We start from the raw sequence: 18,180 nt of genomic DNA on the forward strand, positions 1-18,180 counted from the left end.
GCGGATCGAGCGGGTGACAGTTCTCAGACATTGCCTGCGCGCGGCGGCGCTCGGCGCGGCGCTCGCCGCGGCCCCGCTGGCCGCGCAGGAGACCGGGACCGCCTTCGGCGACGGCGGCGCCGACCCCGACGCGCCCGTCGAGATCGACGCGGACCGCCTCTCGGTCGATCAGGAGTCGGGCGTCGCCGTCTTTTCGGGCAGCGTCAGGATCGTGCAGGACACCATGCGCCTCGGCGCGGCGCGCGTGCGCGTGATCTACACCCCCGGCGGGGACCGGATCGAGCGGCTGGAGGCCACCGGCGGCGTGACCCTCGTCAGCGGCGAGGACGCCGCCGAGGCGGAGCGCGCCGACTACGAGGTGGAGGCCGGCCGCATCCGCATGAGCGGCGAGGTGCTCCTGACCCGGGGCGAGACGATCGTCGCCGCGGAGCGCATGGACATCGAGCTCGAGACCGGGCGCGCGGAGCTTTCGGGCCGCGTGCGCACGGTGTTGCAGCCGGGCGGCGACGAGTGACCGCGCCGGCGCTCTCCGTCACCGAGGGCGCGCAGGGGCTCGAGGTGCGTCACCTGCGCAAGAGCTACCGCAAGCGCGTGGTGATCCGCGACGTCAGCATGGAGCTTCACCGCGGCGAGGTCGTGGGGCTTCTCGGTCCCAACGGCTCGGGCAAGACGACCTGCTTCTACGCGATCGCCGGGCTGATCTTTCCCGAGGGCGGGCAGATCCTCGTGGACGGGCGCGACGTGACCGGCCTGCCGATGTATCGCCGCGCGCGGCTCGGCATCGGCTACCTGCCGCAGGAAATGTCGATCTTCCGCGGGCTCAGCGTGGAGGACAACATTCTCGCCGTGCTCGACATCACCGTGCGCCCGCGCCATCGCCGGCGCGAGCGGCTCGGGGAACTGCTCTCGGACTTCTCGATCGAGCACCTGCGCCGGGCGCCCGCGCTCGCGCTCTCGGGGGGCGAGCGGCGCCGGGTGGAGATCGCGCGCTGCCTCGCCGCCGATCCGAAGTACCTGCTCCTCGACGAGCCCTTCGCCGGCGTGGACCCGATCAGCGTGGGCGACATCCGCCAGCTCGTCGCGGAGCTCAAGACGCGGGGAATCGGCGTACTCATCACCGACCACAACGTGCGCGAGACGCTGGAGATCGTGGACCGCGCCTACATCCTGCACGACGGCACCATGCTGATGTCGGGCAGCCCCGAGGAGGTCGTGCGCAACGAGAACGTGCGCCGCGTCTATCTCGGCGACAGCTTCCGCATCTCCTGACGCGGGCCGCGGCGGGCGGTTCCGATTGACAGGACGCGCCGCGCTCCCGTCAAATATCGCCCATGACGGAGCGGCTCGAGACGAAAGGACCCGGCGCGCGCGGCGCGCGGCGGTCCGGGGCGCCCGTCGTTTCCCTCCCGTGCCGCCCCGCGTCCGCGCATCCCGCCCGGACGCCGGCGGCCGGGGCGCCTCAGGAAAGGAGCGGGCATGCGGTATCAGATCAGCGGCAAGCACATCGACGTCGGCGACGCGCTCAGCACGCATGTGAAGGACGAACTCGGCGCCGCGCTCGAGAAATACGCCAACCGTCCCACGGACGCGCAGGTGATCTTTTCCCGCAACGCGCATGAATACGTCTGCGAGGCGACCGTGCACCTCTCGACCGGGCTCACGGCGCAGGCCAGGGCGGCGGCGACCGGCATCTACGCCGCCTTCGACGCCTGCTGCGCCAAGATGGAAAAACAGCTGCGCCGCTACAAGCGCAGGTTGAAGGATCATCACCGGGAGCGCCCGCAGCCCGTTGAAGTCACGGGCGCGTCCTCGTATATCCTCGCGCCGGAAGGCGACGACTCGGAGCCCGACACGCTGCAACCCGTCATCGTTGCGGAAACACAGACGCAGATCCCCGCGCTCTCGGTGGGCGAGGCGGTGATGCAGCTGGAACTGGCCGGGGCGCCGGTTCTGGTGTTCCGCAACGAGGCCCGGCAGGGCGTGAACGTGGTCTACCGGCGCGAGGACGGCAACATCGGCTGGATCGAACCGGAGGATTCAGCCTGAAGACGGACCAGCGGCCCCGGGCACGGGGCGGGAAACGGGCAGGACATGACGCTTCAGGACCTCGTCAAACCGGAGGCCGTGCGGGTCGTCACGGCGGCATCCAGCAAGAAGCGGCTGATCCACGAACTCGCGGAGCTCGCCGAATCGGCGTACGGCATCGACGCCGAGCGCGCGGTCGAGTGCCTGCTCGACCGCGAGGCGCTGGGCCCCACCGGCGTCGGGCAGGGCGTGGCGCTGCCGCACGCCCGGCTCGACGGGCTCGACCGGATGCGCGGCGCCTTCCTGCTGCTCGAGAAGCCTGTCGATTTCGACGCGGTCGACCGGCAGCCGGTGGACATCGCGCTGGCGCTCTTCGCCCCCGAAAGCGCGGGCGTGGAGCACCTGAAGGCGCTCGCCCTCGTGTCGCGGACGCTGCGCGACCCGAGCCTCTGCGCCAAGCTGCGCGCCAACCCGAGCCCCGGCAAGCTGCACACCATCCTGACCGAGGCGCAGGGCGTGAAGGCGGCCTGAGACCGGCTCAGCCGGCCCAGTCCGCGAAGCCCAGCCGCTCGTAATCGCGCGCGTAGATCTCGCGCGCGCGTTTCTCCAGCCGCGCGTCGTAGATCGCGGCGAGCGGCACGGGCGCAGTCTCGGGCGTATCCTCGGGCGCGACCTCGGGCGGCGGCGCGTCGGGCCGGCCGACGGCGCGGGCGACGGCGGGCAGCCAGTCGCCCATCTCCGCCTCGCGCAGGATCAGGTCCGGCGGCGCGAAGGCGCTCATCCCCTCGAGCGCGGCGCTCTGGCTGCACCACTCCCCCGCGATTCGCAGGTTGGTGTTGCCGGCGAGGTTGTCCTTCAGGAACGCGAGAAACCCCTCGAAGGCCGCGCGGTGCCGCCCCGCGTCCCAGTCGGGGTCGGGCCAAACCTCCGGCAGGTCGAGCCCGTGCGTGCGCCGGATCACCCGGCGGATGCGCGCGAAGCTCCCCTCCCCCGTCGGCAGGATGCGCGTGCAGAAAGCGTGATGCGCCCGCGCCAGAGGGTGGCGCAGCACGGCGATCCGGCGGTGGCCCGGGTGCTCCCGCATCCAGCGGCGCAGGCGCCCTTGCGTGAAATCGCGCAGGAGCGCGTCCTCCGCGACCCCGTCCAGCCCGGCGAGCCACGCGCGCAGCGCCGCCTCCGGCCCGCCCCGGAGCGGCAGGCAGAGAACCGGCGCGCGCGCCGCGGCGAGCCAGCCGGGCACCGCCGCCCCGCGCGCCGGCTCGCCCCGCGGCAGGGCGTCGAGGTCGAAGCGGTCGAGCCGCGCGATGCCCTCGGGGATCGCCTCGGGGTTCGCGACCTTGGCGGTCACCGGCTCCGGGTTCTGCCGCTTGAGCCCGCGATCGAGCGCCTCGAGCCGCGCGGGCACGCCCAGCCAGGCGGCGAGGCCGTTCAGCACGTCGAGGTCCTGCAGATCCTCGTAGGCGATGGGAAACGCCGTCTGCCCCGTGCTCTGGAGCGCGTGCCGCACCCGCGCCTGAAAGGCCTGAAGCTCGGCGACATGCGCCTCGAACTCGACCGGGTCGAAGACCGCCCGCTCCGCCTTGCGCCGCGCGACGTTGGTGAGCTTCCACTGCCCCGTGGCCTGCGCGATCCGGCGCGAGACGTAGCTCTCGAGCGGGTTGCGGGTGAGCACGATCTTGGCGCAGCGCGGATCGCCGAGGATCGCGTCGAGCACGCGCGGATCGTGGTCGTGGAAATAGCGAAAGCCCGCGAGCGCGCCGGGCGTCTCGCGGATCGCGGTGAGCAGGCGCGCGGGATCGGCGTCGCGCTCGGCCATGGTGACGCCGGCCACCGCGTCGCGGTTGGGGTAGCCGATGAACTGCGGATTGAAGGCCTCGCCGTGGCAGACGACGCCGTCGAGCGCGTTCAGGTTCGCCTCGAGAAAGTTCGAGCCGGTGCGCATCGCGGCGAGGATCACGAAGAAGTCGAAGCGGTCGCTCATGGCTCGCGCACCACGTAGGGCTTGCGCGGCGGGCGCGGCGCCGCGCGCTGACTGGCCGGCCCGGTCGGGAAATCGCCGGTGAGATAGGGGTGCATCCCCTGATTCTTGAGCTCCTGCAGGAAGGCGCCGAAGCCCTCCAGATCGACGAGGCGCGGCATCTCCAGCTCGGCGGCCTCGGGCGCGCCCATGTCGGAGAGGACCGACCGCAGGGCCTGCGCCGGGGTCGCCACGACCTCCGCCATGCTCCAGACCCGGATGCGCGCGGCGGTCCAGGGCGAGCGCAGAACCTTGAGATGGTCCGCCTCCACGGCCTGCAGATGCGCGGCCTCGGCCCGGACCTCGGCGGCGGGACGGCCGGAACGGAAGAGCGGCACCGCCCACGCCCCGGTCACGGCGGCGATCCGCGCGTTGGGGTCCTGGGCGATCGTCCAGTTCAGGCTCTGATCGTCGCGCGGGCCGAACTGGAAGCACTGGTGCCGGCCGCGCGTGTTCCAGATCAGGCTCGTCAGGAAGGCCTTCGGGTTGGCGTCGCGCAGGGCCGCGCTGTCGGTCAGCGCGCCCTCGATCACCGTCGCGCCATCGGCGAACTCCGCGCGCTCGGGCGCGAAGAGATGCCCGTGGACCCGCGCGCCGGTGCTCGCCGTCAGCCACGCCTCGACCCCCTCGAAGAGTTCGGCGAAGCCGTGCAGCAGCGTGTAGGGCGCGGCCGTGACGCTGGTTTCCCGGCCCTCCGCCGGAAAGCTGCTCTGCATCCAGAGCCCGGGCCGCGCGCGGGTGCGCCGCTCCGCGCCCTTGGCGAAAAGACGGTCGATCCGGGCCGGGTCGGGCTCGGCCCGGCCCGCCCGGCCGGCCGCCTCGGTCAGGAACGCGTCGTACAGCCGATCCGCCCCCGGCCAGATCTTGCGCGCCACGAAGCACCGCGACCGGCGCAGAAGCGTCAGGTGATCGTCGTAGAAGATGTGCGGCCGCCCCTGGTAGTCGAACTTCGACACGGTCAGCGATCGGCTTTCGATGCGCCGGGCGTGGCGCCGCGCGAGCGTCTGGAAATAGCTCTCGTCCGGGATCCAGACCCGGCGGAAGAAGCGGTCGTGCGCGGCGCGGTTCGGGTCCCGCAGGATCGCCGCGAGGGTCTCGCGCGTGAGGCACCACCACTGGCTGCCCATGTGCGGCACGAGGCCGTCCGGCATCTCGCGCCGGCGCCCGATCCGACGCTGCAGCTCGACGTAGGCGTCGAAGAGCCGGCGCTGCCGCTTCCACGCGAAGGGGAAGGCGAGGGTGAAGCGCTCCTCGTGCAGGCCGCCCACGGTCCAGGGCACCTCGGCGGTGGTCGCGCTCTCGATGAAGTCGGTCTCCGGCCGCGCGGCGAGGTAGTCGATCAGCTCTTCGACCGGGCGGATCGGCAGGCAGGCGCCGGAGGCGAGATAGACGTGCCCCACATCGGGGAAACGCGACAGCAGCGTCTCGGCCGCCGCCTGCGTCGCGGCGACGAGGCTCCAGGTGCCCCATTCGCAGCGGAAGCGGCGCGAGAAGACGATGCGCGCCTCGTCCGAAAGCGCCCGCGCGAAGGCGTCGTGGCGCGCGCGGGGCACGGCGCGATCGACGTGGATCACCACCGGACAGCCCGCCCGCGCCCAGTGGCGCGCGACCTGCTCGGCCCGGTCGAAGGCCGTGTGCACGAGGAGGATGACACCGAGCCGCGCGGTCATGCCCATTCGCCCTTGGACATGAGCCCGAGGATCTCGAGCTGCCGCCAGTTGAGGAATTTCTCGGACCACGGCGTCCAGAGCTCCGGCGTCTCGGACAGCCCGCGGGCGTAGGCCGCGTATTCCCGCCCCGCCGCGTAGTGCTCGCCGCGGGCGAGCTCCTCGTCGGCCTTGGCGCCCAGCGTGTCGAGAAACTTCGTGTGCATGAGCAGTCCGCTGGCCCTCTCCCCGCCGCCGGCGTCATAGACGAGGTTCAGACCCCGCGGCAGGAGCATGTGCGTCGAGCTGACGTAGGCGTAGCGGCGGTGCCACTTCACGAGCGGGATCTTGTTGAGCGCCGGCGCCTCCCACGGCCGGTCGGCGAAGAACACGCGGGAGCGCGGCCCGCCCTGTATCCACAGGTTGCCGAGGTCGGGGTTCTTCAGGCTGCGGTAGTTTCCGGGATCGAACCACGCCGCGATCTCGAGCGGGTCCTGCCCGGGGCGGTAGCGCTGCGCCGCGATCGGCCCCTTGGGATACATGTCGAGGAGCATCGCGCTGAACGACCGCACCCCCGCCCCGTCGAGCCAGTCGGTGAGCGCCGGCAGCGGCCGCGTGTCGCAGAAGGGATAGATCAGCAGTTCGTCCGGATCGACGGTCAGGCACCAGTGCCCGTGGCCGTAGCGGCCGAGCAGCGCGTTCATCCAGTCCACGCCGTAGCGCGCGCGCTTGTAGCTCCGCGCGGTGTGCCAGAGCGAGACGTCGGGCTGCTCGGCGAGGTAGTCGCGCGCGCCGTCGGTGCTGTCGTTGTCCACGACGAGGAAGTGATCCACCCCAAGCTCGCGGTAGTAGCGCAGGAAATACGGCAGGCGCACCGCCTCGTCGCGCTCCGTCGCGAAGAGCAGGATGTCGCCGGGCCGGATCGCGGACGTCCGGTCGACGACGCGCGACAGCTCGCGGCCCCGGACCGCCGCGCGCGCCCGCCATCCCTTGCGCCGCCAGCGCAGCTTGTAGGATTGCCAAAGGCCCACGCGCCCCTCGTCCCCGTCGCCCCAGTCATGGCGGCGCGCCGCCTCCGCCGTTCGGAGGGCGCCCCGCCCTGCGCGCGCCCTCACCCCGACGGGGCGCGTCGCGGGAAAAGGATACGGGAGCCCGTCTTTCGGGTAAACGCCTGTCGATCAGACCCAGCCGCCGCGCGACATGAGCCCCAGCGCCTCGAGCTGGCGCCAGCCGGTGTACCGGGTGGAGGCCGGGCACCAGAGGTCCGGGTCGGCCATCAGCGCGTCGTAGTAGGCTTGGTAGCTGTCGGCGACCTCGAAGTGCTCGCGGCGCGTCTTCTCCTCGCGGCTGCGGGCGACGATGGTGTTGAGGAACTTCGTGTGCAGGAGCACGCCGGACAGCGACTCGCCGCCCTCCGCGTCGTAGACCGCGTTCAGCCGGCGCGGCAGGATCTGGTGCGTCGAGGTGTTGTAGACGTAGCGCCGGTTCCACCGCACCAGCGGGATCTTGTTGAGCGTCGGCGCCCGGCGCGGCCGGTCGGCGAAGAAGACCCGCGCCCGCACGCCGCCGCGGACCCAGAGATTGCGGAGCCTCGGCTGCACCTCGATGAAATGGTTGCCCGCGTCGAACCAAGCGAGCGTCTCGAAGGGATCGTCGCCGGCCGCGTAGGGCTGCGCGCCGGGCGGGCCCTGCGGATACATGTCGAGCATCATGGCGCCGAAGCTCTCCCGCCCCTCGCGGTCGAGCCGCTCGGTGAGCGCCGGCAGGGGCCGGGTCTCGTGGTGCGGGTAGATCAGGATCTCGTCGGCGTCCAGCGTCAGGCACCAGTGCCCGTGCCCGTGCCGGATCTGGAGCCAGGTGAGCCAGTCCACCCCGAAGCGCGCCCGCTTGTAGCTGTGCCCCGTGCGCCAGAGCGAGACGTCCGCCTGATCGGCGAGCCACGCGCGCGTGCCGTCGTCGCTGTCGTTGTCCACGACGAGGAAGTGATCGACGCCGAGGCCCCGGTGATGATCGAGGAAATGGGGCAGCTGCAGCGCCTCGTTGCGCACGGCGACGAAGGCGAGGATGTCGCCCGGCTGGATCGCGCCGGTGCGGTCCGCCACCGCGCGGAGCTGCCGGCGCTTGCGGACCGCGCGGGCGAGGAGGCGACGGCGCTTCCATCGCAGCCGGTAGGCCAGCCAGAGCTCGCGCGCCGTCTCCACTCCGCTCTCCTCAGGGGGCGTAGCCCCCGGTCCGGTGCCAGCGCCATGCGTCGCCGATCATCGTCTCGAGCGTCGAGCGCTCCGGCCGCCAGCCGAGGTCGCGCGCCGCCCGGTCGGAGCCCGAGACCAGCCGCGTGCAGTCGCCCGGCCGGCGCGGCCCCTCCTCCAGCGGGACGGGGCGGTTGGTGGTGCGCCGCGCCGCCTCGATCACCTCGCGCACGGAGAAGCCGTGCCCGGTGCCGAGGTTGAAGACCCGGCTCTCGCCGCCCTCCTCCAGCCACCGCAGCCCGCGCACGTGCGCCTCCACGAGGTCGGAGACATGCACGTAGTCGCGGATGCAGGTGCCGTCCGGCGTGGCGTAATCGGTGCCGTGGATGGTCAGCGCCGGGCGCTGTCCGTCGATCGCCTGAAGCACCACCGGGATCAGATGCGTCTCGGGCTCGTGATGCTCGCCCACCTCCGCCTCCGGGTCGGCGCCGGCGACGTTGAAATAGCGGAAGATCACCCGCCGCAGCCCCGCCGCCGCGCCCACGTCGGACAGCATGTCCTCCACCGCGCGCTTGGAGGCGCCGTAGGCGTTGAGCGGCGCCTGCGCGCTCGCCTCGTCGAGCGTGACGCCGTCCTGCTCGCCATAGACCGCGCAGGTGGAGGAAAAGACGAAGTTGCGGCACCCCGCCTCCGCCGCGGCCTCGGCGAGGTTGAGCGAACCGCAGAGGTTGTTGCGCCAGTAGCGCGCGGGCTCCCGCATCGCCTCGCCCACCTGGCTCAGCGCGGCGAAATGCATGACCGCCGCGGGCCGGTGGCGCGCGAAGACCTCGGCGAGGCGGTCGCGATCCAGAAGATCGCCCCGCTCGAACGGGCCGAAGCGCACCGCCGCCTCCCAGCCGGTCGAGAGGTTGTCGTAGGTGACGGGGGCGTAGCCCGCCCGCGCGAGCGCCTTGCAGGCGTGCGCGCCAATGTAGCCGGCGCCCCCGGTGACGAGAACGACGCGCATGCCGCCCTATTGCGCCGCGCTGTCGAGCGCGAGTTGCGCGCGGAGGTAGTCCATCAGGTCGTCGCGCAGTTCCGGGCGCGACAGGGCGAAGGCGACGGTGGCCTGCAGGAAGCCGGACTTGGAGCCGCAGTCGAAGCGCTGCCCGCGGAAGCGGTAGCCGTAGACGCCCTCGGCGCCGCCGATCTCGGCGGCGATGGCGTCGGTCAGCTGCACCTCGCCGCCGGCGCCGGCCTTCATCGTGCCCAGCGTCTCGAGCACCTGCGGCGTCAGGATGTAGCGCCCGATCACCGCGAGGTTCGAGGGCGCCGCCTCCGGCGCGGGCTTCTCGACCATGCCGCGCACCTTCACCAGCGCGCCGTCGTCGCTTTCGCAGTCGAGCACCCCGTAGGACTTGATGCGCTCGCGCGGCACCTCCATCGCGGCGACCATGCTGCCGCCGGTCTCCGCGTGCGCCTCGACCATCTGGGCGAGGCAGGGCGTCTCGCCCTCGATCACGTCGTCGGGCAGGATCACGGCGAAGGGCTCGTCGCTCGCGATGAGCCGGCGCGCGCACCAGACCGCGTGCCCGAGGCCGAGCGGCTTGTCCTGCCGGATGTAGGCGATGCCGCCCGATTCCATGTCGGTGGACTGCAGCAGCTCGAGCAGCTCGTCCTTGCCCTTGGCGCGCAGCTCGGCCTCGAGTTGCGGCGCCTTGTCGAAGTAATCCTCGAGCGCGCTCTTGCCGCGGGAAGTGACGAAGATGAATTCCTCGATCCCCGCTGCCCGCGCCTCGTCGATGGCGTACTGGATCAGCGGACGGTCGACGAGCGTCATGATCTCCTTCGGGACGGACTTGGTCGCCGGCAGGAACCGGGTGCCCAGCCCCGCGACGGGAAACACCGCCTTGGTCACCCTCTTTTGCATAACACTGTCTCTCCCAATATTCGATCGAAGGCGACAGGCCGGGGGCGTCGTGGAAGGCAATGCTGCCGCCCGGCCCGCGAGGCTATGATCCGGCGAGCTCCACTCCCGGCGCATGGGCGATGAAGAACGGGTTGGCGAAACCCGGCTTGCCGTAGGTCAGCGGCGTGTGATCGTCGAAGCGCACGACGGTCCCGCCCGCCCCGGCGAGCACCGCGTGGCCGGCGGCGGTGTCCCATTCCATCGTCCGCCCGAGCCGGGGATAGAGGTCGGCCTCCCCGGTGGCGACGAGGCAGAACTTGAGCGAGGAGCCGGCGCTCCGGGTGTCGGCCACCTCGTAGCGGGCGATATAGGCGTCGGTCTCGGCGTCGCGGTGCGACTGCGAGGCGACGACGCGCAGCGCCGCGTTGTCCGGGTGCGCGACGGCGATCTCGCGCGTCTCGCCCGCCGCCTCCGGGTCGTGCGCGCCCGTCTCCTCCATCGCGCGGCCGGTGGCCGTGGTGTAGAAGAGCCGCTTGCGCGCCGGGGCGTAGACCACGCCGCGCACCGGCAGCCCGTGCTCGACGTAGGCGATGTTCACGGTGAAATCGCCGCGGCGCTTGACGAATTCCTTCGTCCCGTCGAGCGGATCAACGATCAGGAAGGTGTCGAGCTCCTGGGCGTGGGTGTCGGCCTGCTCCTCGGTGACGAGCGGCACGTCCGGGAACGCCTCGCGCAGGCCGGCGGAAATCAGCGCATCGGCCGCCTCGTCCGCGGCGGTCACCGGGCTCTCGTCGTCCTTGGCGCGCACCGCGACGCCGGGGGCGCCGTAGAATTCCATGATCCGCGCGCCCGCCTCGAGCGCGAGCCGCCGCATCACGGCAGTCAATCGGTCGTAATCCAATTCCGTGCTCCAAAAGCGGCAGCGGACGGTCGCGTCCGCGGCGCCGATTGTTTCGGGGCGCCGCACCCGTTATGGTCGAGACGCAACGGAAGGGCAACATTTCCGGCCTACTTTCCACCGGCGCAGGCAGGCAGGGGTCCGATGTTTCAGCAGTCCAACCGGCGCGGGGCCGCGGGATCGGCGGCGACCCTTCTGGAGCTCGTCTATCACGGCATCGTCCGCAGCGTGCGCAAGTCGCACGGCAATCCGCTCATGTCGATCGCGGTGAACGTGCTGCAGACGGTCTTGTTCGTGCTCGCCTTCTACGTGATGTTCAACGTGCTCGGCCTGCGCGGGATGGCGCTGCGGGGCGACTTCCTGATCTTCATCATGACGGGGATCTTCCTGTTCCTGACGCATGTGAAGGCGCTCGGCGCCGTGCTCGCCTCGGAGGGGCCGGCCTCGCCGATGATGCAGCACGCGCCGATGAACACCGCGGTGGCGATCCTCTCGGCCGCGCTCGGCTCGCTCTACATTCAGGTGCTCTCGGCGGCGCTGGTCCTCTTCGTCTATCACGTGGCCTTCACGCCGGTGGAGCTGGACGATCCGATCGGCACGGTGGGGATGTTCCTGCTGGCGTGGTTCACCGGCGCCGCGATCGGGCTGGTGCTGCTGGCGCTGAAGCCGTGGTTCCCGACCTTCGTCTCGATCTTCGCGATGGTCTATCAGCGCGCCAACATGATCGCCTCGGGCAAGATGTTCGTGGCCAACATGATGCCCGGCTACATGCTGGCGATGTTCGACTGGAACCCGCTCTTCCACGCCATCGACCAGGCGCGGGGCTTCGCCTTCGCAAACTATTTCCCGCGCAACAGCTCGATCGAGTATCCGGTGACCGTCGGCGTGGTGCTGCTGATGCTCGGGCTGATGGGCGAATACGTCACCCGCCGCCACGCCTCGGCGAGCTGGGACGCCCGGCGCTGACCCCGCGGGTCGGGTCAGTCCACCACCCGCAGCGTCAGGTTGATGCGCCCGCCCTGCGGCAGCAGCGTGGAGGAGCCGAAGCGGATGCGGTCGATGCCGTGATAGGCGAGCCGGCTCTCCCCCTCCAGCACCGCCACGTCGCCCGAGCGCAGCCAGACCGAGCCGGTGCGCCCGCCCCGCTCCGTGCCGCCCACGCGGAAGAGCGCCTCGTCGCCGAGCGAGACCGAGACCACCGGCATCGTGAAATCCGCCTCGTCCCGGTCCTGATGGAGGCCCATGCGCGCGCCCTCGCCGTACCAGTTGACGAGACAGCAGTCGGGCGCCCGGTCGAGGCCCGTCACGTCGTGCCAGAGCGCGCGCACCTGCCCGGGGATCGGCGGCCAGTCGACGCCCGAGGGATGGCGCGGCTCGTAGCGGTAGCCCTTGCGGTCGGTGATCCAGCCGTAACGCCCCGCCGCCGTCATCCGCACCGACATCGGCCGCCCGCGCGGCGTCTCGGGCCGGACGAAGGGCGCGGTGGCGGCCACCCCGCGCAGCGCCTCGACGAGCGCGGCCTGCGCGGGCGCGTCCAGATACCCCGGCAGCACCCGGACGCCGCGCAGCTCGAACGGGCCGCCGCCCTCCCCGGTTTTCGCCATCTTCATCGCTCCGCGCCGTCGAAATTCGCCCCGGGGCGTGCGCTTGCAGCCCCAGAGGCCCCTCCCTATATAGCCGCCAGACGGACGACGGGCAGGGCCCCGTCGCCCCATCGGGGCGGAGATGCCGCAACGGGTCTGCCGCTTCGGCGTATCGCCTGACGGACAAAAGGGATCGAAAGACATGGGCAAAGTGATCGGGATCGACCTCGGCACCACGAACAGCTGCGTCGCGATCATGGACGGCTCGCAGCCGCGCGTGATCGAGAACGCCGAGGGCGCGCGCACGACGCCGTCGATCGTCGCCTTCACCGACGACGAGCGGCTGGTCGGCCAGGCCGCCAAGCGTCAGGCCGTGACCAACCCGGAAAACACCATCTTCGGGGTCAAGCGCCTGATCGGGCGCCGGCTGAACGACGAGGACCTCGCGAAGGACAACAAGAACCTCCCCTTCAAGGTCGTCGACGGCGGCCAGGGCGACGCATGGGTGGAGGCCAAGGGCGACAAGTACAGCCCCAGCCAGATTTCCGCCTTCATCCTGCAGAAGATGAAGGAAACCGCCGAGGCCTACCTCGGCGAAGAAGTCGATCAGGCGGTCATCACCGTTCCGGCCTACTTCAACGACGCGCAGCGGCAGGCGACGAAGGACGCCGGCAAGATCGCCGGCCTCGAGGTGCTGCGCATCATCAACGAGCCGACGGCGGCCGCGCTCGCCTACGGGCTCGACAAGAAGGAATCCAAGACGATCGCGGTCTATGACCTCGGCGGCGGCACCTTCGACGTCACGATCCTCGAGATCGACGAGGGCCTGTTCGAGGTGAAGTCCACCAACGGGGACACCTTCCTCGGCGGCGAGGACTTCGACATGCGGATCGTCAACTACCTCGCCGAGGAATTCAAAAAGGAGCACGGCGTCGATCTCACGCAGGACAAGATGGCCCTGCAGCGCCTCAAGGAGGCCGCCGAGAAGGCGAAGATCGAGCTTTCGAGCGCCACGCAGACCGAGATCAACCAGCCGTTCATCTCGATGGACAAGGCGACCGGTCAGCCGCTGCACATGGTGATGAAGCTGACCCGCGCGAAGCTCGAAAGCCTCGTCGCCGACCTCGTGAAGGGCTCGCTGAAGCCCTGCGAAGCGGCGCTGAAGGACGCAGGCCTCTCGAAGTCCGACATCGACGAGGTGGTGCTCGTCGGCGGTCAGACGCGCATGCCGAAGGTCATGGAGGAAGTGAGCAACTTCTTCGGCAAGGAGCCGCACAAGGGCGTCAACCCGGACGAGGTCGTCGCGCTCGGCGCCGCCATTCAGGCGGGCGTGCTTCAGGGCGACGTGAAGGACGTGGTCCTGCTCGACGTGACGCCGCTCTCGCTCGGCATCGAGACGCTCGGCGGGGTGTTCACGCGCCTCATCGACCGCAACACCACGATCCCGACGCGCAAGTCGCAGATCTTCTCGACCGCCGAGGACAACCAGAGCGCCGTGACGATCCGCGTCTTCCAGGGCGAGCGCGAGATGGCCGCCGACAACAAGCTGCTCGGCCAGTTCAACCTCGAGGACATCCCGCCCGCGCCGCGCGGCATGCCGCAGATCGAGGTGACCTTCGACATCGACGCCAACGGCGTGGTCAACGTGTCGGCCAAGGACAAGGGCACCGGCAAGGACCAGAAGATCACCATCCAGGCCTCGGGCGGCCTCTCGGAGGACGAGATCGAGCAGATGGTGAAGGACGCCGAGGCCAACGCCGAGGCCGACAAGGAGCGCAAGGAGCTCGTCGAGGCCAAGAACCAGGCCGAGAGCCTCATCCACTCGACCGAGAAGTCGATCGAGGAGCACGGCGACAAGGTCGACCCCTCCACCGTGGAGGCGATCGAGCTGGCCGTATCGGCGCTCAAGGAGGACCTCGAGAAGGAGGACGTCACCGCCGAGAAGGTGCGCTCCGGCATCCAGAACGTCACCGAGGCCTCGATGAAGCTGGGCGAAGCGATCTACAAGGCCAGCCAGGAGGAGGCGCAGGCCGGCGGCGAAGAGGCGGCCGGCGGGGCCGAGGAGCCCTCGGGCAAGTCGGAGGACGACGACATCGTCGACGCCGACTTCGAGGACCTCGACGACGACAACAAGCGCGCCTGAGCGCTGAACGCTGACGGTTCTCGCGGGGCCGGTCCGGTTGCCGGGCCGGCCCCGTCGGTTCCGAGCACGGGGATTTGCCGATGGCGAAGAGGGACTATTACGACGTTCTGGGCGTGGGCCGCGGCGCTTCGGAGGACGAGATCAAGAAGGCCTATCGCCGCAAGGCGAAGGAGCTCCACCCGGACCGCAACTCGGACAACCCGGACGCCGAGGCCCAGTTCAAGGAAGTGAACGAGGCCTACGAGGCGCTGAAGGACCCCGAGCGCAAGGCCGCCTACGACCGCTACGGTCACGCCGCCTTCGAGGGCGGCATGGGCGGCGGCGGCGGTCCGCGGCCGGGCGGCGGCTTCGGGCCGGGTCAGGGCGACTTCGCCTCGGCCTTCTCGGACGTCTTCGACGATCTCTTCGGCGACTTCATGGGCGGCCGGGGCGGCGCCGGCGCGCGCCAGCGCGCGGCCCGCGGCGCCGACCTGCGCTATAACATGCGCGTCACGCTCGAAGAGGCCTACACCGGGCTTCAGAAGACGATCCAGGTGCGCAGCTCCGTCGCCTGCCCCTCCTGCGAGGGGACCGGCGCCGAGGGCGGCGCGGAGCCCGTCACCTGCCCGACCTGCTCGGGCATGGGCAAGGTCCGCGCGCAGCAGGGCTTCTTCACGGTCGAGCGCACCTGCCCGACCTGCTCGGGCCTCGGCCAGATCATCAAGAACCCCTGCACCGCCTGCGCCGGCTCCGGCCGGGTCGACAAGGAGCGCGCGCTCTCGGTCAACGTGCCCCCGGGCGTCGAGACCGGCACGCGCATCCGACTCGCCGGCGAGGGCGACGCTGGCATGCGCGGCGGACCCACGGGCGATCTCTACATCTTCATCGAGGTCGAGCCGCACGGCATCTTCGAGCGCGACGGCACCGATCTCTACTGCCGCGTGCCCGTCTCGATGCCCACCGCGGCGCTCGGCGGCGACATCGAGGTGCCGACGATCGACGGCGGCCGCTCGCGCGTGAAGATCCCGGGCGGCAGCCAGTCGGGCCGCCAGATGCGCCTGCGCGGCAAGGGGATGCCGGCGCTGCGCGGCGGGGGCTACGGCGACATGTTCATCGAGCTCGCCGTCGAGACGCCGGTCAACCTGACCGGCCGGCAGAAGGAGCTCCTGCGCGAGTTCGAGGCGCTGAGCGAGGACAACAACCCCGAGAGCAAGAGCTTCTTCTCCTCGGTGAAGAGCTTCTGGGACAACATGAAGGGCTGAGCCCCTTCGGAAGGAGGCCCCATGCGCCCCGCGACCGAAGCGCTGATCGTCATCGACGTGCAGAACGACTTCTGCCCCGGCGGCGCGCACGCGGTGCCGGAGGGCGACGCGATCGTCCCCGGCGTGAACGCGCTGATGCGGGAGTTTCCGGCGGTGATCCTGACGCAGGACTGGCACCCGGCCGGGCATACGAGCTTCGCCTCCGAGCATCCCGGCCGGGCGCCGATGGAGACCGTCGAGATGCCCTACGGCCCGCAGATCCTCTGGCCCGATCACTGCGTGCAGGGGACGCCGGGCGCCGCCTTCCATCCCGAGCTCGACACCGACCGCGCGGACCTGATCCTGCGCAAGGGCTTCCGGCGGGCGATCGACAGCTACTCCGCCTTCTTCGAGAACGACGGCACGACGCCGACGGGCCTCGAGGGCTACCTGCGCACGCGCGGCCTGAGCCGGCTGACGATGGTCGGGCTCGCCACCGACGTCTGCGTCGCCTACTCAGCGCAGGACGCCGCGCGCCTCGGCTTCGAGGTGGAGCTGCGCGCCGATCTCTGCCGGGGCATCGACCACGAGGGCTCCCTCGGCCGGGCGCTCGCCGCGATGCGGGAGCGCGGCGTGGTCGTGCACTGAGCGAGGCCTTGCCCTCCCCGTGCGGGCTTTGCTCTAACGCGAGACGCAGAGGAGGGCCCGCATGGTCGATATCGCCACCCGCGTCTACAATCACAAGTGGAAGATCGACCCGATCGTCCGCTCCCTCATCGACACGGACTTCTACAAGCTCCTGATGTGTCAGTCGGTGTTCCGCAACAAGCCGGACACCGAGGTCACCTTCTCGCTCATCAACCGCACCACCGAGATCCCGCTCGCCGAGCTGATCGACGAGGGGGAGCTGCGCGAACAGCTCGACCACATCCGCTCGCTCAGCCTGTCGCGCGGGGAATCCACCTGGCTGCGCGGCAACATGTTCTACGGCAAGCGGCAGATGTTCCGCCCCGACTTCATGGAGTGGTTCGAGAACCTGCAACTGCCGCCCTACCACCTCGAGCGCGTCGGCGATCAGTACGAGCTCACCTTCGAGGGCCAATGGCCCGAGGTCATGCTCTGGGAGATCCCGGCGCTCTCGGTGCTGATGGAGCTGCGCGGCCGCGCGGTGCTCGCCCCCATGGGCCGCTTCGAGCTTCAGGTGCTCTACGCCCGCGCCATGACCAAGCTCTGGGAAAAGATCGAGCGCCTGCGCCCGCACTCCGGCCTGCGCATCGCGGACTTCGGGACGCGGCGGCGCCATTCCTTCCTCTGGCAGGACTGGTGCGTGCAGGCGATGATGGAGGGGCTGGGCGAGCGGTTCGTCGGCACCTCCAACTGCCTGATCGCCATGCGCCGCGAGGTGGAGGCGATCGGCACCAACGCGCACGAGCTGCCGATGGTCTACGCCGCGCTCGCCGGGACGGACGCGGCGCTCGCCCGCGCGCCCTACGAGGTGCTCGCCGACTGGCACGAGGAGCACGAGGGCAACCTGCGCATCATCCTGCCCGACACCTTCGGCTCCGAGGCCTTCTTCCGCAACGCGCCTGACTGGCTGGCCGGCTGGACGGGCGTGCGGATCGATTCGGGCGATCCGGTCGAGGGCGCCGAGACCGCGATCCGCTGGTGGGAAAGCCGGGGCGAGGACCCGCGGCAGAAGCTCGTGATCTTCTCCGACGGGCTGGACGACGACGTGATCGTGGACCTCTACCGCCGCTTCGCGGGCCGCGTGCGCGTGAGCTTCGGCTGGGGCACGCTGCTGACGAACGACTTCCGCGGGCTGGTGGACGGCGACCGCCTCGCCCCCTTCTCGCTCGTCTGCAAGGCCTCCGCCGCGAACGGCCGCCCGACCGTCAAGCTCTCCGACAACCCGGAAAAGGCGATGGGCCCGCCCGAGGAGATCGTCCGCTACAAGCGGGTGTTCGGGGTGGGGGAGCAGGTCAGGCGGGAGGTTGTGGTTTAATCAAACTTCACGTGCCAAATCTTTCGCTTGCTCAGGGCTAATGCTATGTACGTATTGTAATATCCCCTGCACAACACTCTCTTTTCCGTTAACTTCACTGATCTGCCTCTTAAATTGATCCAGTCGCTGATCTGTTATTTCTGTACTATTCTCTTGAATCAAAACATTAAATGAAATACAACTAGAGGAGCAAATCTTGGACTTACCCTCATTTATTGAAAAATTTGAGCCATGAAGCGCCTGCACTAATTGATCTGAAGATTTTGCAAGCGCCTCACTGTTTCGTGACGACAAGATTATATCGTCAACATACACGCTAAGTGTAAATTTACGCGCCACTTCTCGTAAATATCTACCCGCCAGACTTTTGTCTAGAACCAATGCTGAAAGCGCAGGAGACTGATGAAACCCGTATGGCAAAAACCTGTGACCACGATCACATACCAAAGATATTTGCGCATAATACATTGCCGCCTCAAAAGGCACTCCGATCTTCTGCAGTGATCTTACAAGCTTTGTCCTTGTTACATTGTAATAAAAACGCGAGATATCCAAGGAACATCTGAAAA

At 69.8% G+C, this 18,180-nt stretch carries 18 protein-coding genes; 9 read left to right on the forward strand and 9 right to left on the reverse strand.

What is annotated here, in order from left to right:
* Positions 1 to 13: 13 nt before the first annotated feature.
* The 4 genes from DRV84_RS04575 to DRV84_RS04590 all read left to right on the forward strand — a co-directional run bounded on the left by DRV84_RS04575 (position 14) and on the right by DRV84_RS04590 (position 2,556).
* Positions 14 to 514 (forward strand): LptA/OstA family protein, encoded by a 501-nt coding sequence (locus DRV84_RS04575; protein ID WP_239994982.1) that lies wholly within the window; start codon positions 14 to 16, stop codon positions 512 to 514.
* A complete protein-coding gene (gene lptB / locus DRV84_RS04580; protein WP_115978693.1) occupies positions 511 to 1,269 on the forward strand; it encodes an LPS export ABC transporter ATP-binding protein in 759 nt (252 codons plus the stop codon). Before DRV84_RS04575 ends, lptB begins: the two co-directional genes overlap by 4 nt.
* Before the next feature lie 207 nt (positions 1,270 to 1,476).
* Positions 1,477 to 2,046, forward strand: a complete 570-nt coding sequence (gene hpf / locus DRV84_RS04585; protein ID WP_115978694.1) for a ribosome hibernation-promoting factor, HPF/YfiA family — start codon at positions 1,477 to 1,479, stop codon at positions 2,044 to 2,046.
* A 45-nt stretch (positions 2,047 to 2,091) separates the two neighbouring features.
* Positions 2,092 to 2,556: a PTS sugar transporter subunit IIA gene (locus tag DRV84_RS04590; RefSeq protein WP_115978695.1), complete on the forward strand. Its 465-nt coding sequence runs from the start codon at positions 2,092 to 2,094 to the stop codon at positions 2,554 to 2,556.
* A gap of 7 nt (positions 2,557 to 2,563) precedes the next feature.
* On the opposite strand, the gene DRV84_RS04595 is transcribed toward DRV84_RS04590, so the two are convergent.
* The 7 genes from DRV84_RS04595 to cysQ form a co-directional block, all read right to left on the reverse strand.
* Complete coding sequence (locus DRV84_RS04595) at positions 2,564 to 4,006, reverse strand: nodulation protein NodH (protein WP_115978696.1); 1,443 nt, start codon at positions 4,004 to 4,006, stop codon at positions 2,564 to 2,566.
* A complete protein-coding gene (locus DRV84_RS04600; RefSeq protein ID WP_115978718.1) occupies positions 4,003 to 5,712 on the reverse strand; it encodes a DUF5927 domain-containing protein in 1,710 nt (569 codons plus the stop codon). The genes DRV84_RS04595 and DRV84_RS04600 overlap by 4 nt, the downstream gene beginning before the upstream one ends.
* On the reverse strand, positions 5,709 to 6,719 hold the full coding sequence (locus tag DRV84_RS04605; RefSeq protein WP_115978697.1) for a glycosyltransferase family 2 protein: 1,011 nt from the start codon (positions 6,717 to 6,719) through the stop codon (positions 5,709 to 5,711). Before DRV84_RS04605 ends, DRV84_RS04600 begins: the two co-directional genes overlap by 4 nt.
* Positions 6,720 to 6,866: 147 nt before the next feature.
* Positions 6,867 to 7,889 carry a glycosyltransferase family 2 protein gene (locus DRV84_RS04610; protein ID WP_115978698.1) on the reverse strand — a complete coding sequence of 341 codons (1,023 nt, stop codon included), beginning with the start codon at positions 7,887 to 7,889 and terminating at the stop codon, positions 6,867 to 6,869.
* A 10-nt stretch (positions 7,890 to 7,899) separates the two neighbouring features.
* Entirely contained in the window at positions 7,900 to 8,883 is a 984-nt protein-coding gene (galE, locus tag DRV84_RS04615; RefSeq protein ID WP_115978699.1) for a UDP-glucose 4-epimerase GalE, read from the reverse strand.
* Positions 8,884 to 8,889: 6 nt separating this feature from the next.
* Positions 8,890 to 9,786 (reverse strand): UTP--glucose-1-phosphate uridylyltransferase GalU, encoded by an 897-nt coding sequence (galU, locus tag DRV84_RS04620; protein WP_115978700.1) that lies wholly within the window; start codon positions 9,784 to 9,786, stop codon positions 8,890 to 8,892.
* A gap of 82 nt (positions 9,787 to 9,868) precedes the next feature.
* Positions 9,869 to 10,666: a 3'(2'),5'-bisphosphate nucleotidase CysQ gene (gene cysQ, locus DRV84_RS04625; protein ID WP_115978701.1), complete on the reverse strand. Its 798-nt coding sequence runs from the start codon at positions 10,664 to 10,666 to the stop codon at positions 9,869 to 9,871.
* A 141-nt stretch (positions 10,667 to 10,807) separates the two neighbouring features.
* On the opposite strand from cysQ, the gene DRV84_RS04630 reads away from it, so the two are divergent.
* Positions 10,808 to 11,629 (forward strand): ABC transporter permease, encoded by an 822-nt coding sequence (locus DRV84_RS04630; protein ID WP_115978702.1) that lies wholly within the window; start codon positions 10,808 to 10,810, stop codon positions 11,627 to 11,629.
* A 14-nt stretch (positions 11,630 to 11,643) separates the two neighbouring features.
* On the opposite strand, the gene DRV84_RS04635 is transcribed toward DRV84_RS04630, so the two are convergent.
* Positions 11,644 to 12,267 (reverse strand): alpha-ketoglutarate-dependent dioxygenase AlkB family protein, encoded by a 624-nt coding sequence (locus tag DRV84_RS04635; RefSeq protein WP_115978719.1) that lies wholly within the window; start codon positions 12,265 to 12,267, stop codon positions 11,644 to 11,646.
* A gap of 181 nt (positions 12,268 to 12,448) precedes the next feature.
* Here DRV84_RS04635 and dnaK point away from each other — a divergent pair, with 181 nt between their 5' ends.
* The 4 genes from dnaK to pncB all read left to right on the forward strand — a co-directional run bounded on the left by dnaK (position 12,449) and on the right by pncB (position 17,611).
* Positions 12,449 to 14,389 carry a molecular chaperone DnaK gene (gene dnaK, locus DRV84_RS04640; RefSeq protein ID WP_115978703.1) on the forward strand — a complete coding sequence of 647 codons (1,941 nt, stop codon included), beginning with the start codon at positions 12,449 to 12,451 and terminating at the stop codon, positions 14,387 to 14,389.
* An 80-nt stretch (positions 14,390 to 14,469) separates the two neighbouring features.
* A complete protein-coding gene (gene dnaJ / locus DRV84_RS04645) occupies positions 14,470 to 15,630 on the forward strand; it encodes a molecular chaperone DnaJ (RefSeq protein WP_115978704.1) in 1,161 nt (386 codons plus the stop codon).
* A 21-nt stretch (positions 15,631 to 15,651) separates the two neighbouring features.
* The gene (pncA, locus tag DRV84_RS04650; protein ID WP_115978705.1) at positions 15,652 to 16,257 is read left to right on the forward strand and encodes a bifunctional nicotinamidase/pyrazinamidase; all 606 of its coding nucleotides are present in this window, start codon (positions 15,652 to 15,654) and stop codon (positions 16,255 to 16,257) included.
* Between the two features lie 61 nt (positions 16,258 to 16,318).
* Positions 16,319 to 17,611: a nicotinate phosphoribosyltransferase gene (gene pncB, locus DRV84_RS04655; RefSeq protein WP_115978706.1), complete on the forward strand. Its 1,293-nt coding sequence runs from the start codon at positions 16,319 to 16,321 to the stop codon at positions 17,609 to 17,611.
* Here the strand turns inward: pncB and DRV84_RS04660 are convergent.
* Positions 17,612 to 18,180 (reverse strand): reverse transcriptase domain-containing protein (locus DRV84_RS04660; RefSeq protein WP_147298832.1); only part of this gene is annotated, 569 nt, incomplete at its 5' end.

Source organism: Rhodosalinus sediminis (assembly GCF_003385555.1).
GTDB lineage: Bacteria > Pseudomonadota > Alphaproteobacteria > Rhodobacterales > Rhodobacteraceae > Rhodosalinus > Rhodosalinus sediminis.

Coding starts and splice junctions, on each gene's coding strand:
- hpf (WP_115978694.1), top strand. CDS start 1,477: ATGCGGTATCAGATCAGCGGCAAGCACATCGACGTCGGCGACGCGCTC.
- DRV84_RS04590 (WP_115978695.1), top strand. CDS start 2,092: ATGACGCTTCAGGACCTCGTCAAACCGGAGGCCGTGCGGGTCGTCACG.
- DRV84_RS04595 (WP_115978696.1), bottom strand. CDS start 4,006: ATGAGCGACCGCTTCGACTTCTTCGTGATCCTCGCCGCGATGCGCACC.
- DRV84_RS04600 (WP_115978718.1), bottom strand. CDS start 5,712: ATGACCGCGCGGCTCGGTGTCATCCTCCTCGTGCACACGGCCTTCGAC.
- galE (WP_115978699.1), bottom strand. CDS start 8,883: ATGCGCGTCGTTCTCGTCACCGGGGGCGCCGGCTACATTGGCGCGCAC.
- galU (WP_115978700.1), bottom strand. CDS start 9,786: ATGCAAAAGAGGGTGACCAAGGCGGTGTTTCCCGTCGCGGGGCTGGGC.
- DRV84_RS04630 (WP_115978702.1), top strand. CDS start 10,808: ATGTTTCAGCAGTCCAACCGGCGCGGGGCCGCGGGATCGGCGGCGACC.
- DRV84_RS04635 (WP_115978719.1), bottom strand. CDS start 12,267: ATGGCGAAAACCGGGGAGGGCGGCGGCCCGTTCGAGCTGCGCGGCGTC.
- dnaK (WP_115978703.1), top strand. CDS start 12,449: ATGGGCAAAGTGATCGGGATCGACCTCGGCACCACGAACAGCTGCGTC.
- dnaJ (WP_115978704.1), top strand. CDS start 14,470: ATGGCGAAGAGGGACTATTACGACGTTCTGGGCGTGGGCCGCGGCGCT.
- pncA (WP_115978705.1), top strand. CDS start 15,652: ATGCGCCCCGCGACCGAAGCGCTGATCGTCATCGACGTGCAGAACGAC.
- pncB (WP_115978706.1), top strand. CDS start 16,319: ATGGTCGATATCGCCACCCGCGTCTACAATCACAAGTGGAAGATCGAC.